The sequence below is a fragment of the Litorimonas sp. WD9-15 genome (assembly GCF_050271975.1).
Lineage (GTDB): Bacteria > Pseudomonadota > Alphaproteobacteria > Caulobacterales > Maricaulaceae > Litorimonas.
On the sequence record NZ_CP189850.1, the window covers coordinates 739,596 to 753,743 of the forward strand.

General features: G+C 53.6%; 12 protein-coding genes. 6 read left to right on the plus strand and 6 right to left on the minus strand.

Going from position 1 to position 14,148, the window contains the following annotated elements; all coding sequences use genetic code 11:
* Positions 1 to 273 precede the first annotated feature (273 nt).
* Entirely contained in the window at positions 274 to 2,361 is a 2,088-nt protein-coding gene (locus ACP9M6_RS03570; RefSeq protein ID WP_427453519.1) for a sodium-translocating pyrophosphatase, read from the minus strand.
* 353 nt (positions 2,362 to 2,714) lie between these two features.
* Here ACP9M6_RS03570 and ACP9M6_RS03575 point away from each other — a divergent pair, with 353 nt between their 5' ends.
* Entirely contained in the window at positions 2,715 to 5,378 is a 2,664-nt protein-coding gene (locus tag ACP9M6_RS03575) for a TonB-dependent receptor plug domain-containing protein (protein ID WP_427453521.1), read from the plus strand.
* Between the two features lie 56 nt (positions 5,379 to 5,434).
* Here ACP9M6_RS03575 and ACP9M6_RS03580 read toward each other — a convergent pair whose 3' ends face one another.
* Positions 5,435 to 6,319 carry a LysR substrate-binding domain-containing protein gene (locus ACP9M6_RS03580; RefSeq protein WP_427453523.1) on the minus strand — a complete coding sequence of 295 codons (885 nt, stop codon included), beginning with the start codon at positions 6,317 to 6,319 and terminating at the stop codon, positions 5,435 to 5,437.
* Positions 6,320 to 6,426: 107 nt separating this feature from the next.
* On the opposite strand from ACP9M6_RS03580, the gene ACP9M6_RS03585 reads away from it, so the two are divergent.
* From ACP9M6_RS03585 to ACP9M6_RS03600, 4 genes are all read left to right on the plus strand, one after another.
* Complete coding sequence (locus ACP9M6_RS03585) at positions 6,427 to 6,849, plus strand: DoxX family protein (protein WP_427453525.1); 423 nt, start codon at positions 6,427 to 6,429, stop codon at positions 6,847 to 6,849.
* Between the two features lie 6 nt (positions 6,850 to 6,855).
* Positions 6,856 to 7,431 (plus strand): FMN-dependent NADH-azoreductase, encoded by a 576-nt coding sequence (locus ACP9M6_RS03590; RefSeq protein ID WP_427453527.1) that lies wholly within the window; start codon positions 6,856 to 6,858, stop codon positions 7,429 to 7,431.
* A 127-nt stretch (positions 7,432 to 7,558) separates the two neighbouring features.
* On the plus strand, positions 7,559 to 8,227 hold the full coding sequence (locus tag ACP9M6_RS03595) for a pirin family protein (RefSeq protein ID WP_427454747.1): 669 nt from the start codon (positions 7,559 to 7,561) through the stop codon (positions 8,225 to 8,227).
* Positions 8,228 to 8,287: 60 nt separating this feature from the next.
* Complete coding sequence (locus tag ACP9M6_RS03600; RefSeq protein ID WP_427453529.1) at positions 8,288 to 9,436, plus strand: PQQ-dependent sugar dehydrogenase; 1,149 nt, start codon at positions 8,288 to 8,290, stop codon at positions 9,434 to 9,436.
* A 2-nt stretch (positions 9,437 to 9,438) separates the two neighbouring features.
* On the opposite strand, the gene ACP9M6_RS03605 is transcribed toward ACP9M6_RS03600, so the two are convergent.
* The 3 genes from ACP9M6_RS03605 to ACP9M6_RS03615 form a co-directional block, all read right to left on the minus strand.
* Entirely contained in the window at positions 9,439 to 11,421 is a 1,983-nt protein-coding gene (locus tag ACP9M6_RS03605) for an alkyl/aryl-sulfatase (RefSeq protein ID WP_427453531.1), read from the minus strand.
* Between the two features lie 67 nt (positions 11,422 to 11,488).
* Positions 11,489 to 12,016, minus strand: coding sequence for an inorganic diphosphatase (ppa, locus tag ACP9M6_RS03610; protein ID WP_427453533.1), 528 nt, complete (start codon positions 12,014 to 12,016; stop codon positions 11,489 to 11,491).
* 62 nt (positions 12,017 to 12,078) lie between these two features.
* Positions 12,079 to 12,696, minus strand: coding sequence for a LysE family translocator (locus ACP9M6_RS03615; RefSeq protein ID WP_427453535.1), 618 nt, complete (start codon positions 12,694 to 12,696; stop codon positions 12,079 to 12,081).
* 85 nt (positions 12,697 to 12,781) lie between these two features.
* Between ACP9M6_RS03615 and ACP9M6_RS03620 the strand changes: the two genes are divergently transcribed.
* Positions 12,782 to 13,381 (plus strand): exopolysaccharide biosynthesis protein, encoded by a 600-nt coding sequence (locus ACP9M6_RS03620; protein WP_427453537.1) that lies wholly within the window; start codon positions 12,782 to 12,784, stop codon positions 13,379 to 13,381.
* Here ACP9M6_RS03620 and ACP9M6_RS03625 read toward each other — a convergent pair.
* Complete coding sequence (locus tag ACP9M6_RS03625) at positions 13,370 to 14,146, minus strand: tetratricopeptide repeat protein (RefSeq protein WP_427453539.1); 777 nt, start codon at positions 14,144 to 14,146, stop codon at positions 13,370 to 13,372. The two genes, ACP9M6_RS03620 and ACP9M6_RS03625, sit on opposite strands and share 12 nt — an antisense overlap.
* Positions 14,147 to 14,148 lie beyond the last annotated feature (2 nt).

A 14,148-nucleotide genomic window follows, 5' to 3' on the forward strand; every position in this document is an offset into this window, starting at 1 on the left:
ATTTGACATGGAGGGTTACAGTAAATCTATCCGTATTTACCTTATACTTTTTGGCAAAAGCGGGGCTTGAGCTCATCACAGTCATCGCAATCGAAAGCGTCAATATGGTGATGAAAGATATAAACGAATGGTATGAAATTCGCATAATGTGCCCCTGATTAAATATTGCGCCATTTTTATATAAATCAATCGCGCGCAAATAAAAAGCCCGCTCCGGCCAGACTTTGCGTCTGTGCCGGAACGGGCCACTCTCCCCAGAGATGGCTTCTGTCGTTAGTGCGCGAGCACAGCCAACAGAAGCAATGCGATGATATTTGTAATCTTGATCATCGGGTTGACGGCGGGTCCGGCTGTATCCTTGTAGGGATCACCGACTGTGTCGCCCGTCACGGACGCCTTATGAGCTTCAGAGCCCTTGCCGCCATGGTTGCCGTCTTCGATATATTTCTTGGCATTATCCCAAGCGCCGCCACCGGCGGTCATGGACAGGGCCAAGAACAGTCCCGTCACGATCACGCCCATAAGCATCGCACCGAGTGAGGCGAGCGCCTGTGACGTACCTGCAATGAAATAGATCGCAAAGTAGAGCACGATTGGCGCGAGGATTGGCAGGAGCGATGGTTTAATCATCTCCTTGATCGCGGCCCCTGTCAGCAGGTCAACTGCTTTGGCATAATCCGGACGCGATGTGCCCGCCATAATACCGGGGTCGGCTTTGAACTGACGCCGGACTTCTTCGACAATCGCTGTGGCTGCGCGTCCAACAGACTGCATGGCCCAAGCGCCGAAGAGGTAGGGCAGCAGGCCACCGATAAATAGACCGACAATCACGTAAGGATTGGTCAGGCTGAAATCGACGGAAACGCCGGAAAGCGGATTGCCCTCCTGTTCGCTGAAATACAGGATGTCCTGGTAATAAGCAGCGAAGAGCACGAGCGCGCCCAAACCTGCGGACCCGATCGCATAACCCTTGGTTACGGCCTTGGTTGTATTGCCCACAGCGTCAAGCGCATCGGTCGTATTACGCACTTCCGGATCCAATTCGGCCATCTCGGCAATGCCGCCCGCATTATCGGTCACAGGACCGAAGGCGTCGAGCGCAACGATCATTCCCGCCACGCCAAGCATAGCCGTCACGGCAATCGCAATGCCGTAGAGACCTGCAAGGCTAAACGTGATAATGATACCGGCGACGATAATGAGCGCTGGAATAGCGGTCGCTTCCATGGAAACGGCGAGGCCAGCAATGACGTTGGTACCGTGTCCGGACTCGGACGCGGCAGCGACGGATCTGACGGGGCGGTATTTTGTACCCGTATAATATTCCGTGACCATAACAATGAGGAAGGTAATCACCAAACCGACGATTGAGCAGAGGAACAGGTCCATGCCCGAAAAGCCCGTATTGGCGACGTCGCCAAAGCCGAGCATTTGATGCGTCAGCACACCAATGGCCGCGACGGACAGAACACCCGTTGCAATAAGACCTTTATATAAAGCGCCCATCACATTCGAGGATCCCTTGCTGAGTTTGACGAAATAGGTCCCGATAATTGACGTGATAATACAAACAGCACCAATCGCCATCGGATAGAGCGCGAGCTCGCCCACAGCACCAAAGAGGATGGAGCCGAGGATCATCGTGGCCGCAATTGTCACAACATAGGTTTCGAACAAATCGGCCGCCATGCCTGCGCAATCGCCGACATTGTCACCAACATTATCCGCGATGGTCGCGGGGTTGCGGGGGTCATCTTCGGGAATGCCCGCTTCGACTTTCCCGACAAGGTCGCCGCCGACATCCGCACCTTTGGTGAAGATACCGCCGCCGAGACGGGCAAAGACGGAAATCAGGGACGCGCCCAATGAGAGCGAAACAAGTCCGTCAATCACGCCGCGTTCTGATGCGGCCATTGGGCCTGTCAGAAGCATGTAGTAAATGGCGAGACCCAGCAGGGCGAGACCTGCGACGAGCATGCCCGTAATCGCGCCTGCCTTGAAAGCGACGTTGAGGCCCTTGCCGAGCGATTCCCGCGAGGCTTCCGTCGTGCGAACATTGGCCTGCACAGACACGAGCATGCCGACATATCCGGCAATGCCTGACAGAACCGCGCCAATGACGAAACCGAGTGGCGCAATCAGGTTTTGGAAGAGCGCAAATAGGATGACAACGACAACGACACCCACAATCGCGATCGTTTTATATTGCTTGTTGAGATAGGCTTTCGCGCCTTCCTGAATGGCCCCGGCAATTTCATTCATACGTTCATTGCCTGTCGATTCTTTCATCAAACTGGCACGGGTCACAATCCCGTAGAGAACGGCGAGAACCCCCGCCGCGATAATCAGATAAAGAGCCATAACACGGTCCCCTTGAATAAGGGCGCGGGTCCAGCGTTTGCGCGAAACCTCACGCCGTCAATGTTATGAAGTTGGCCGTGCTCTGCCTTATCTCCCCGATAAGTGCACGCTTCCCCTCGCGAGTATGAAGTTGGCCGCGTCCGGCTTTCCGGCTCGCGCTTCCCTTCGCGTAGAATTGTTTTGTGACAAAGCCGTAAGGCGGCGTCAAGGCTTCATGTTTAGGAGGGCTCTATTGTTGCGAATTAGCAACAGTTGCCTCAAAAAACGGGATATGAAGTTGCATTTAGTTAGGCAGTTAGAAAATTCCGACGCAGAATGCTTTCATAACTAAATAAAAATATACGGGAAAATTCATGAAGACATTTGCTTCTCTATCCGTCAGTGCGCTTGCGCTTGTGACGGCCATCGGTTCAGGTTCCACTGCTTTTGCACAGGACAACTCTCAAACTTCCATGACGGAAGACGTCGTGATTGCCACAGGAACGCTTATTCGGAGGCAAGCGCAAGCGGATCGCGCCTCTCCGGTTGTCTCCCTTGGAGAAGCAGATATCAGCAGCACGGGCGCGAAAAACATCGCTGACCTGACGCAAACACTTACCATAAATACGGGGTCTGAAAATAACCCTGATGCGTTCACACAAAATGGAACTACGGGCACATCCAATATCAACTTGCGCGGTTTGGGTGTTCAATCGACACTTGTCCTCTTGGACGGACGGCGTCAGGTTCTTTCAGCTGCGACAAATAATGGTGGTTTCAACTTTGTTGACACGGCGTCTCTTGTTCCTTTGATTGCTGTTGAAAATCTTGAAATTTTGAAAGACGGCGCTTCGGCGACTTATGGGTCTGACGCTGTTGCCGGCGTGGCCAACTTCACCACGTTCGATGATTTTGATGGTGTGCGTTTGAATGCGCAATATCAGTTCGTTGACGGCACAGGCAGTGCGGATGAAATCATCCTACAAGGCATGGTCGGTAAAAACTTTGATCGTGGCAATATTATGGGTGCGGTCAGCTATACAGATCGGTCCCCGTTGACGACGGCAGAAAAGCGTTTGTCGCGACCACAAGATGATACATCGGCCTTGGGCAACCCCGGTGCTTTCGTTCCTTTGGGTGGGCCTCTACCTGCGGGTTTACCCTTGATTGATCCCGGATGTGCTGCAGTTGGCGGATTCCCGAACGTGCTTGCTCCGGGCAGTGCCTTGGGCGGACTGCCACTTGACGGCGGGACTTGCGGTTTTGATTTTGGTGACTTCTTTAATCTGGTTGCGGAAGAAGAAAGACTAACAGGTCTTGTACGTGCTGACTTCGATTTGACGGACACTATTCGGTGGGACGGTCAGTTTAGTTATGCGGATAATGAAGCTATCCGCGGTAACTCGCCTTCCTTCCCCTTCCTCGTGGGTGGAGTTGTGCCCGCAGATCACCCAAATACGATCTTTGCAGGCCCGTTAGCGCCATTAGCACCTGGTGGAGCCGTATTCCTCGGGCGTGCCTTTGGTAACGGAGCAGAGGTTTCACCGAACCTGACAGAGTCGGAAACATGGCGCATTAGCACGGGACTAGAAGGCGATTTTAACGAAGATTACAATTGGCGCCTCTCTTACACTCAGGCTGAGAATAATCACGTCATCAACACCGAGGATACATTAGTGGACGAGTTCCGCTGTGCTTTGGACGGTTTCCGGTCTGACGCCTGTAGTGGTTTCGGCATTGCTGCCGGCACATTCTTCAACCCATTCTCAACATCCTTTACGTCGGCGCCTAACAGTGCCGAAGTTGAAGACTTCATCATTGGTACACAGGTGCGGGACCTGACATCCGAATTGCAAGTCATTGAAGGTGTGGTTTCTGGTACAGTCGGGGATAGCGGTCTGGCCGCGGCTCTCGGTGTTCAATACCGCAAAGAAGATTTCACGGGTGAATTTGATGCGAATTCCCAGAGAGATAATTTCGGCTTTTTGATCGGCGATCAGGACTTTGAAGGTTCACAGGATGTTTACGCCATTTTTGGTGAGGTTAACATGCCATTCTGGGATAACCGTCTCGAGCTACAAGCGGCGCTACGTTATGAGGATTATGGGGGAGCTATTGGCTCAACGCTTGATCCTAAATTTGCCGCTCTGCTGCGAGCAACAGACCGCCTGTCCTTGCGAGGCTCTTTCTCGACCTCATTTAGAGCGCCAACGGTTTACCAGCAAAATGGTCAGCAGACAGCGCTAAACCAAGTCAGCGATCCGTCTCGTAACGGCGCGACGTCATTTGCCGGCATTCGGACTTTAGGTAATCCGGACCTGACACCTGAAGAGTCGGAAGCCATCAATCTTGGCTTCACCTGGGAGCCTGTAGATCGTTTGCGGATAGATATGGATGTCTATAATTTCGACTTTACCGATGTGATTATTGCTGAGAACTTCCAAGCTGTTACAAATCTTGACCCACTGGACGCAGACCGTGTTGTCCGAAATGCAGGTGGATCTATTGTTCAGGTGAACACAAATTTTGTGAACGCCTCCTCCGTTCAAACAAGTGGTTTGGACTACGGTATCAGCTATGAAGCGGAACTAGGTTCCGTGACTATTGTGCCGTTTATTCAGGGCACGATCGTATTTGACTATGACCTGGAGGACCCTCAGGCGGGTGACGTCAGTGGTGTTGGTAACCGTAACTTCACAAACTTTGGAACATCTGTGCCGAAGAATCGCTTCAACACAGGCTTCAATTTGATGTCAGGCGCGCATCGCTTGGATGTGTTTGGCCGTTATATTGAATCATATGAAGATGATCAGAATGCGAACCAAAGAATTGACGACCATTTTACAATTGATGGACGTTATAGCCTCAATATCGGCCAATATTTCGATGCACTGGGAGAGGCAACATCCTTGAATGTCGGCGTCATTAACGCTTTGAATGAGGACCCACCACAGGTCTTCACAAATGGTGGGTTTGATTCCAAAGTTCATGATCCCCGTGGGCGGCTGCTTTATGCGGGTGTAGATATCGAATTCTAGGCTTTGGCCGATTGATGATAGATAGCCCCGCCCCGGCGGGGCTTTTTATTTGCTTATTAGCCCAGCGCGTCCAAAACAGCCTCGGCGAAAGCCCGCGTTCTCGCGGCCGTGCGACGTGTCGGAGGATAGACGAGATAAAGGTTCATTTGCGACCACGCATAATCCGTGAGGACCGCTTCCAGTTTTCCGCTCTCCAGCCAAGGCGCAAGAATGAAATCCGGCTCGACCATAAACCCGCAACCATCATGGGCGAGTCCCGCCAGGAAATCGCCATTCCCGGCCAGCACACCGACGGGTGGATGGACGGTTCCGCGCGTGCCTTTCGGTCCCCACCACGGAATTGCGCCGGGTGTTTTCAAATTGAGATAGCGAAGCGCGGAGAGCTTGGCCAACTCATCAGGATGTGTCGGCCGTCCATGCTTATCCCAAAAGGCCGGGCTCGCGGCGACCGTGTGACCAACGGGTGTGACCTTGCGGGCAATCAGGCTGCTATCCGTCAGAACGCCAATCCTCAGCGCCACATCAAATCCATCTTCGACAAGATCAATCTTGCGGTCCGAGAAATCAATCTCGACTTTGACCTCAGGGTGGTCGCGTATGAATTGCGAGAGAATGGGTTGCAGGACCGAGAGCCCATAAGAGAGCGGCGCCGCAATCCGCAAACGCCCCTTCAGCGCGGAGGAATCCTCACGTACAGCGCTTTCCGCATCGGACAACTCATCCAAAATGGACTCCGCGCGTTCTAGCAGCTCCGCGCCTGCATCCGTCAGGTGCATCGCCCGGGTCGTCCGCGCAATCAGGGTCACACCAAGTCTGGCTTCAAGGTCGGAAAGCTTCCGCGACAGAACGGATTTTGACTGACCCCGCTGGTTTGCCGCGCGGGAGATGGAGCCCGCCCGCGCGATGTCAGTGAAAATGGAAAGGTCTTCAGTGTTTAACATTGTTGCGGATAATAGAACAATGATTTGTGAAATGCACGTCTTCTGTGCCGAAGTGTAAACATCTAAATCTACCTCATCGAAATTCACAAGCTCGAAAGGCAAAGACCATGACAACCGCAACGCTTTCTAAACCCACTAAGACGCTGGAGCGTCTCGCGCAGACTTACATCCCTCCCGTCGCCAGAACGGCCTTGGTCTCCGTCTTCCTGATCTCAGGTCTGACGAAGCTCGGTCAATATGCCGGAACGCAGGGCTATATGGAATCTGTCGGCGTGCCGGGTGAGTTATTGCCGCTTGTGATTGCCCTCGAAATTCTCGCGCCGCTGGCGATCATCATTGGTTGGCAGACACGGATTGCAGCGGTGCTTCTCGCAGGCTTTGCCGGACTGAGCGCCCTGATGTTTCACTTCGATTTCTCGGACCAAATCCAGACAATCATGTTTCTGAAGAACATCTCGATTGCAGGGGGGTTAGGTCTCCTAGCCGCTTTTGGCGCCGGCACGTTCGCCCTCGATAACAGAAAAGGATAATTGAAAATGACAAAGATACTCTCAATACAATCCAGTGGACGTCAGGACGGTTCTGTGACCCGCAAACTCTCTGCGGCCGTCCTTGAGCAGCTCGGAGGTGACGTGAGTGAGCGAGATCTGACAACCTCTGTCCCGCATGTGGATGGGGACTGGATCGCGGCCAATTTCACGCCCCCAAATGAGCGGACAGCACAGCAATCGGCCACTCTGGCCTATTCCGATGCGCTGGTCGCTGAAGTCAAAGACGCGGACATTCTTGTCCTGGGTGTACCGATCTATAATTTCGGCGTTCCTGCAGCCTTCAAAGCATGGTTCGATATGGTCGCGCGCGTTGGCGTGACGTTTAAATATACAGACACGGGTCCGGTTGGATTATTGTCTGGAAAGCGGGCGGTTGTCGTCATCGCGTCCGGTGGTACCCCCGTCGGCTCTGATATCGACTTCGCAACGCCTTGGATAAAACAGGCTCTGCATTTTATCGGCATAGATGACGTCACCGTTATCGCCGCCGATGCGCTGGGCCGAAATGCGGAGGCGAAACTTGCTTCTGCTAAAAATGACATTTTGAAACTTGCAGCCTAAGGAGATGCACATGACCAGACGTACAATGATGGTGGCCACGACAGCTGCCGCCGCAACTGCCACAACAGCGAATGCCGCTCTTCCAGCGGCGTCAGGATTCCGCCTGCGTCCCGCCAATGAACGGGGCATGGCGAACCACGGCTGGCTGAATTCGGCGCATAGTTTTTCCTTCGCAAATTATTTCCATCCCGATCATATGGGCTTTGCAAATTTGCGCGTGATCAATGATGACCAAGTCATGCCGGAACGCGGCTTTGGTGAGCATCCCCACGACAATGCGGAGATTTTTTCTTACGTCTTGGACGGAGCGTTGGCCCATAAGGACACAATGCGCAACAGCTCGACCGTGAAGGCGGGTGGCGTGCAATATATGTCCGCCGGGTCCGGCGTACGCCACTCCGAGTTCAACCCGTCTGTAGATGAGCCCGTGCATTTCCTGCAAGTTTGGTTGCTACCCAATCAGGATGGCGGGGAACCACGATATGATACGCTCGACCTGAAACCGGAAGACAAGGCAGGGCAGTTGAAATTGTTCCTCTCGCCCGATGGTCGGGACGGCTCCCTCGCCATGCGGGCGGACGGCTTGATCTATGCCGGAACCTTTGACGGCGCGCAGTCGGCAGAAACCGTGCTACCGGACGGTCACAAAGGCTGGATTCAGGTCGCGCGTGGTTCGGTTGATGTGAACGGGCAAAGACTCGAAGAAGGGGATGGCCTCGCCATCACTCAAGGTGGAAAACTCACCGTCTCACAAGGACGTGAGGCGGAAATCCTTTACTTTGACCTCTTTGGTTAGGAACTGATACGGGTCTCGCAACGTAACTATTGCGAGACCCATTCCTGCAAGGAGATTATTATGCGCGTTTTACTACTATCTGCCGCCGTTTTGTCATTCTCGACAGCCGCTTACGCTGAAACTGTCACGGGGACCAAAGGGTCCAAGATTGAAATCACGACCCTCGATACATTTGACGGGCCTTGGGCCATGACACAACTTCCCGATGGACGGATGTTGGTGACGGAAAAATCAGGCGCCATCTGGTTGGTGGGGCGTGACGGCAAAAAGCTCGGTAAAATCGCGGGCGCACCCTCAGTCACAGAACGCGGTCAGGGCGGTATGGGCGATATTATTATCCATCCGGATTTCGCCTCGAATAACCAAGTCTATATTTCCTATGTTGAACGCGATGCCAAAAATGATGCCCTTTCCGGGGCGGCTGTCGACATGATGACACTCAATCTCTCCGCACGTGGCGGCTCGCTGTCAGCCGCAAAACGCGTCTGGGAACAATCGCCGAAAGTCACGGGCAATGGTCATTACGGACACCGCATGGCGGTCAGCCCGGCCACGGCCGAAGATGGCGGCGGCTATCTCTATATCACATCCGGTGAGCGTCAGAAATTCACCCCGTCCCAAAATATGGACATGAATTTGGGGAAAGTTGTTCGTGTGAATATGGACGGATCTGTTCCCGAAGATAATCCGTTTTACGCGCAAGGCGGGGTTACGAAAGAGATTTGGACACTCGGTCACCGTAATCCGCTTGGCATCGATTTTGATCCGGATGGACAACTTTGGGTCCACGAAATGGGTCCGCGCGACGGCGATGAATTAAATCACATCGTACGGTCTTCAAATTACGGCTATCCTGTTGTCTCCAACGGGAAACACTATTCCGGTGTCGACATCCCGGATCATGATACCAACCCCGTTTTTAACAGCCCGGAAGCCTATTGGGTGCCAGCGATCAGTCCGGCAGGATTCACCATCTATGACGGTGATCTTTTTTCTGATTGGAAAGGCGACGGCTTCATTGGCGGTCTGAGCTCGCAGGCCCTCATCCGCGTCGAATTTGGCGAAGGCAATCGTCGTGGTCCCTCTGCGGAAGAAGCCGAACGGTTTGAATGGGGTAACCGGATTCGCGAAGTCGAAACAGGGCTCGACGGCGCGCTGTATGTGCTGGAAGATGATGGTGGGCGGTTGCTCCGCATCACGCCGAAATAAAGCTACGGCTCAACGATATTAAACCATAGCTCTGGTGTTTCCAGAGCTGTCAGGTAATCCCGTGCCGCGAGGGGGTTGCCATCCAGCTTTATCTCTCCAGTTTTCATCAAATCCGCAAACTCCGCTTGTTGGCCCAGCAATTTATTGAAAGCTGTGCGGGTTAGGGTGAGTGTGACGGCCGGATTGTCAGACAGACTTGGACGGGCCAATGCCGTTGAGCGGTTGACCTCGACTGTGAAAACTTCATCCGTATCCGTGAAGATGAAATTGATAGATTTCGGGGTTTTCGAAACCTTCGAGCCATCGAAACGGACCGCCATCGCATCCAATAAAGTACGGGTTGGGACAGAGCGCAGGACATCTGCACTGCCGGGATTGGTCGCATTGCGGGCGACGAGGCCGACGCGGAGTTCCTGTGCCCCCGTCAGATAATAGCTCCGCCACGCTCCGCTCTCGGCCTGATAGCCCATCTGCTCATAGGTTGCGGCCAGCCAGTCTTTGGCGGGTTGGCCGCCTTCCTTCGCAAAAATGAGGTGATTGAGAACTTCCGCCGCCCAGCGATAATCGCCGGTCTCAAAGGCCTCAATTCCTGTCCGCAATACAGCATTGGTCCCGCCCATCGCAGCGACATATTTAACAGAAGACTGTTCGGGCGGAAGTTTGTGGTAGTCAGCTGGGACACCCGACCACCACCCGAAATAATGTTGATAGACGGCTTTCGAATTGTGGTTCAGCGTTCCGTAATAGCCTCTTGCGCCGAAATCCTCGGAGAGGAATTCCGGTTCTTCCATTGCTTCGGCGGCCTCAACCATACCCGCACCGCCATTGGCCGCGCGCAGTGTTGCATCATGCACATAGTGGTAGATGTCCCGCTGATTCTTAAGGTGGGTTTGTACGCTCTCTGTCCCCCACTTTGGCCAGTGGTGACTTGCAAGGGTGATCTCTGATTTTGCGCCATACTCCGCCAGCATCGCGTCAATACCTTGCGACCATGCCAGCGTATTACGGGATTTCGCCCCGCGCAAGGTCAGAACGTTGTGGAAGGTTCCGCTGACAACCTCCGCCGTATGGAGGGCTTTGAAATCGGGGAGATAGAAGACGAACTCGCTCGGCGCCTCGGTTCCGCCCATATCCATGAATTCGAACTGGATGCCATCAATTGTCTTCTTCGTGATGCCCGCACCCAATTCTTCCGTTGGGAGGATGAGGCTGACATTGCCGCGCGGCAGGCCGGGGCCGAGGCCTGAACTGACATGCCCTGTCGCGCTTCTCGGAAGGGTCGAACCAAACATCAGCGTTGCGCGACGTGTCATGTGATTGCCCGCTAATACATTTTCACTCACAGCCTCATTTGAGAAATGCTGCGGCGCAATGACGGGCACATCGCCCGCGCCGTCGGGGAGGATACCTTTTGCACCGCCGAAATGATCGGCATGGCTATGCGTGTAAAGCATCGCGGAAACGGGGCGCTCGCCGAGTGTGTCATTGGCGAGTTTTAAAGCGGCTTTCGCCGTTTCAACATTGGTGAGCGGGTCGATAATGATCCAGCCTGTATTCCCCTCAATCAGGGTCATGACGGAGAGATCATAGCCCCGGATTTGATAGAGGCCGGGCGAGACTTCAAACAGGCCATGTTTGGCAACGAGTTCCCCTTGCCGCCAGAGCGAGGGATTTACGCTCTGCGGGGCCGGACCTTGCACGAAATCATATTGCGCAATCTCCCAGACAGGATTGCCGGCATCGTCGCGAATGGCAGGTGCAGTGATTGCAGCCAAAAACCCACGTGAGGCATCTTCGAAATCCTGCTGATCGGACAAGGGGAGGCGTTTTGCCAAATCGTCATTTGCGGATTTTGTCGACGCTGAAACAAATCCGGGCGCGGGCGCAGCGGGAATGACGGCTGTTGACGGGTTTTCATTTTGCGGAGTGGGCGATCCACATGCTACCAAAATTAAAGTTGACCCTAGAAGTAGCGTTCTCAACATAAAAATCCCCAGTCGTTTTACGAACGGGGATAGCATGAATTTATTTCTAAGAAAGCGTTTGGGAAATTTATCCCTGATACGATTTTATACCGGCCATGATCAGCTCACCGGCTTTTTCCGGACCTTCCCAGCCCAAAACTTTCACCCATTTATTCTTTTCAAGATCTTTATAATGTTCGAAGAAATGTGGAATGCGATCCTGCATGACTTGCGGCAGATCTTTATAGGATTTGATATTATCATAATATGGCGTCAAAGCCTGATGCGGGACAGCGACGATTTTCTCGTCCATACCGGCCTCATCTTCCATCAACATGACCCCAACGGGCCGGGCCCGGATGACACAGCCCGGCACGAGGGCGCGTTGCCCCACGACCAGAATATCTGTCGGATCACCATCCTCAGATAATGTGTGGGGCAGAAAGCCGTAATTACATGGATAACGCATGGAGGTGTAAAGGAAGCGGTCCACAAACATGGCGCCTGATGCCTTGTCCATCTCATATTTAATGGGTTCGCCGCCCTTGGGGACTTCGATAATGGCATTGACGTCAAATGGCGGGTTCTCACCTACCGGGATTTTACTCATATCCATGGGGAATATGTCCTTTGTCTATTCGCAGGCCTCTTAGCGGCAAAGGCTCTATTTGCAAGAGTTTATGCCGTGGACAAGACCGCAAACACGCCGGAGGCCATCATCACGACACCGATAAGCACATTGAAAATGCGTCCCGTGCGAGGACGTTGTAAAAAGCGGCGAATACCTTTGGCGGCATAGGCGTAAACGGAAAGGCCGAAAAGCTCGAGAACTGTGACCGTGACTAACATCGTCAGAAATTGTGGCGCGAGCGCTGTGTCCGGCTGGAAGTAAAGCGGAAGGAGCATCCCGAAATAGACCAAAGGCATAGGGGAGGTGATCTGAAGCAGGAATCCCTTGAAATAGAGCCGTCCTCGTCTGGGCGCATCATCCGGATCCGGTTCCAAACGGGGCAGGGGGCCGAACATGACGGAAATCGCCATATATCCCAGAACCAGCATTCCCAGGACTTTTAAACCCAGTGTGGCGCGCGGATAGATCTCGAGCAGCGCCGCTGTCCCGCTGGCCGCCAGACAGAGCCAGACAACATTGGCCGAGGCTACGCCGAGCGCGGGCAGAAGCGCGGGTTTGAACCCGTAACGAAAGGAAGAGGCCAGCACGAGCATGACCGCAGGGCCGGGCGTTAATCCGCCCGTGAAAAACAACAGAACAAGACTGAGCCAGAGCTCTAATTCCATTTTCCGACTGTCCCATTTGAGTGTCTGCGCATCATTGCATTTACGACTTGCGCCGTAACGTCATAAGTCACATTTGTCACGTCACATGAGCGAACCAAAAGACAATGCAGCAGACACACCGCTCCAGAGTGTTCTCGACCAGGTCGAGACGGCGATGGATGGTGGAGAATCGGTGGATTTAAAAACGGTTGTTGAGAGTTTCGGCAACCGGGCCTTTGGGCCCATCATGGTGCTCTGCGGCCTCTGTATGATGACGCCTTTGGGGGCAATCCCGGGTATTCCTCCGGCTTTTGGCGTTATTGTTATTGTTTTCGCGTTGCAGCTCTTATTTCGCCGAAACACGCCGTGGATGCCCAATGTCTTGGCGCGCGTGAAAATTCCGTCGGCAAAGTTGACGGCGGTTCAGAATAAGGTCCGCCCCATCCTCGCAAAGATAGACGGCATTATCTCCCCGCGCTTGGAATGGGCGGCCACGGGTCCGGCGCAGGTGATTGTCTCCCTGATTGCGATTATCCTATCACTGACATTTTTCCCACTGGGTATGGTGCCATTTGGCGTCGTCGCACCGGCCTTTATCATCTTGCTGCTGGGTCTCGGGATTACGGCACGGGACGGTGTCATCGTTCTGTTAGCCTTTGGCCTCAGCATGGGGGTCTTTTTCGGCGTGGTGTCTTTATTGCTCTAAGGCTTCCAGTCTTTCCGCGATGGTCGGATTATGGCGGGGAGCGAGATCAAGAGATTTTTGGTAGAGTAATTTTGCAAGGCGGATTTCGCCTTCCATCTCCGCCTGAACTCCGGCCTGGCCCAGAAAGACGCTTGCCTCTTCAGACGTTAATCCGACAATGGCGAATTCAACACGCCCGAGCTTTACTAAGGCTCTACGGCGGTTGTTGTCGAAACGGGTGTCGCGTGGGTCAGCTTGGACCGCTTGTTCGAAAGACGTTAAGGCCTGCTCGAACTCTCCGGCTACCCAATGGGACTGTCCGGTATTATTTTCTGCCAGTCCTGCGCGCTGACCCAGAAGGTTTGCCCTCGCGTAAGCTTGTCGAGCGGCGGCAAAATGGCCTTGATCATCTTGTAAATGCCCCAGTGCATTCCAAAGCCGCGCATCCTGATGCGTTTCCAAAGCCGTTTTTAGCTCAACCGTCGGATGATCAGATCGCCCCATTAGAACACGAATGAGAACCGCATCTGCCGAAGTCGCGTCATCAATATATCGCGCAGCTTCCTCAGCCTGACCTGTCGCGATTAGCGTGCGCCTCAATCCCGCACGCGCGGTTCCTAAATCCGGGTCGTGAAGCAAGACACTTTCATATCCTTTTTTCGCGGAGAGATAATCGCGAGCTCGCAAGGCGGCCTCAGCCGATGCGAGAGTTTGCAGGACTTGGAAGATATCCGTAGAGTCGCGCTCAATCGCGCGAATATCCGGCAGATCCACACTTTTTGCCAAAG

What these genes read in the sequence shown, in the direction of transcription:
- ACP9M6_RS03595 (WP_427454747.1), top strand. Translation starts at nt 7,559, where the DNA reads ATGGCGAACCACGGCTGGCTGAATTCGGCGCATAGTTTTTCCTTCGCA.
- ACP9M6_RS03580 (WP_427453523.1), bottom strand. Translation starts at nt 6,319, where the DNA reads ATGTTAAACACTGAAGACCTTTCCATTTTCACTGACATCGCGCGGGCG.
- ACP9M6_RS03600 (WP_427453529.1), top strand. Translation starts at nt 8,288, where the DNA reads ATGCGCGTTTTACTACTATCTGCCGCCGTTTTGTCATTCTCGACAGCC.
- ACP9M6_RS03575 (WP_427453521.1), top strand. Translation starts at nt 2,715, where the DNA reads ATGAAGACATTTGCTTCTCTATCCGTCAGTGCGCTTGCGCTTGTGACG.
- ppa (WP_427453533.1), bottom strand. Translation starts at nt 12,016, where the DNA reads ATGGATATGAGTAAAATCCCGGTAGGTGAGAACCCGCCATTTGACGTC.
- ACP9M6_RS03620 (WP_427453537.1), top strand. Translation starts at nt 12,782, where the DNA reads ATGAGCGAACCAAAAGACAATGCAGCAGACACACCGCTCCAGAGTGTT.
- ACP9M6_RS03590 (WP_427453527.1), top strand. Translation starts at nt 6,856, where the DNA reads ATGACAAAGATACTCTCAATACAATCCAGTGGACGTCAGGACGGTTCT.
- ACP9M6_RS03585 (WP_427453525.1), top strand. Translation starts at nt 6,427, where the DNA reads ATGACAACCGCAACGCTTTCTAAACCCACTAAGACGCTGGAGCGTCTC.
- ACP9M6_RS03570 (WP_427453519.1), bottom strand. Translation starts at nt 2,361, where the DNA reads ATGGCTCTTTATCTGATTATCGCGGCGGGGGTTCTCGCCGTTCTCTAC.
- ACP9M6_RS03605 (WP_427453531.1), bottom strand. Translation starts at nt 11,421, where the DNA reads ATGTTGAGAACGCTACTTCTAGGGTCAACTTTAATTTTGGTAGCATGT.
- ACP9M6_RS03615 (WP_427453535.1), bottom strand. Translation starts at nt 12,696, where the DNA reads ATGGAATTAGAGCTCTGGCTCAGTCTTGTTCTGTTGTTTTTCACGGGC.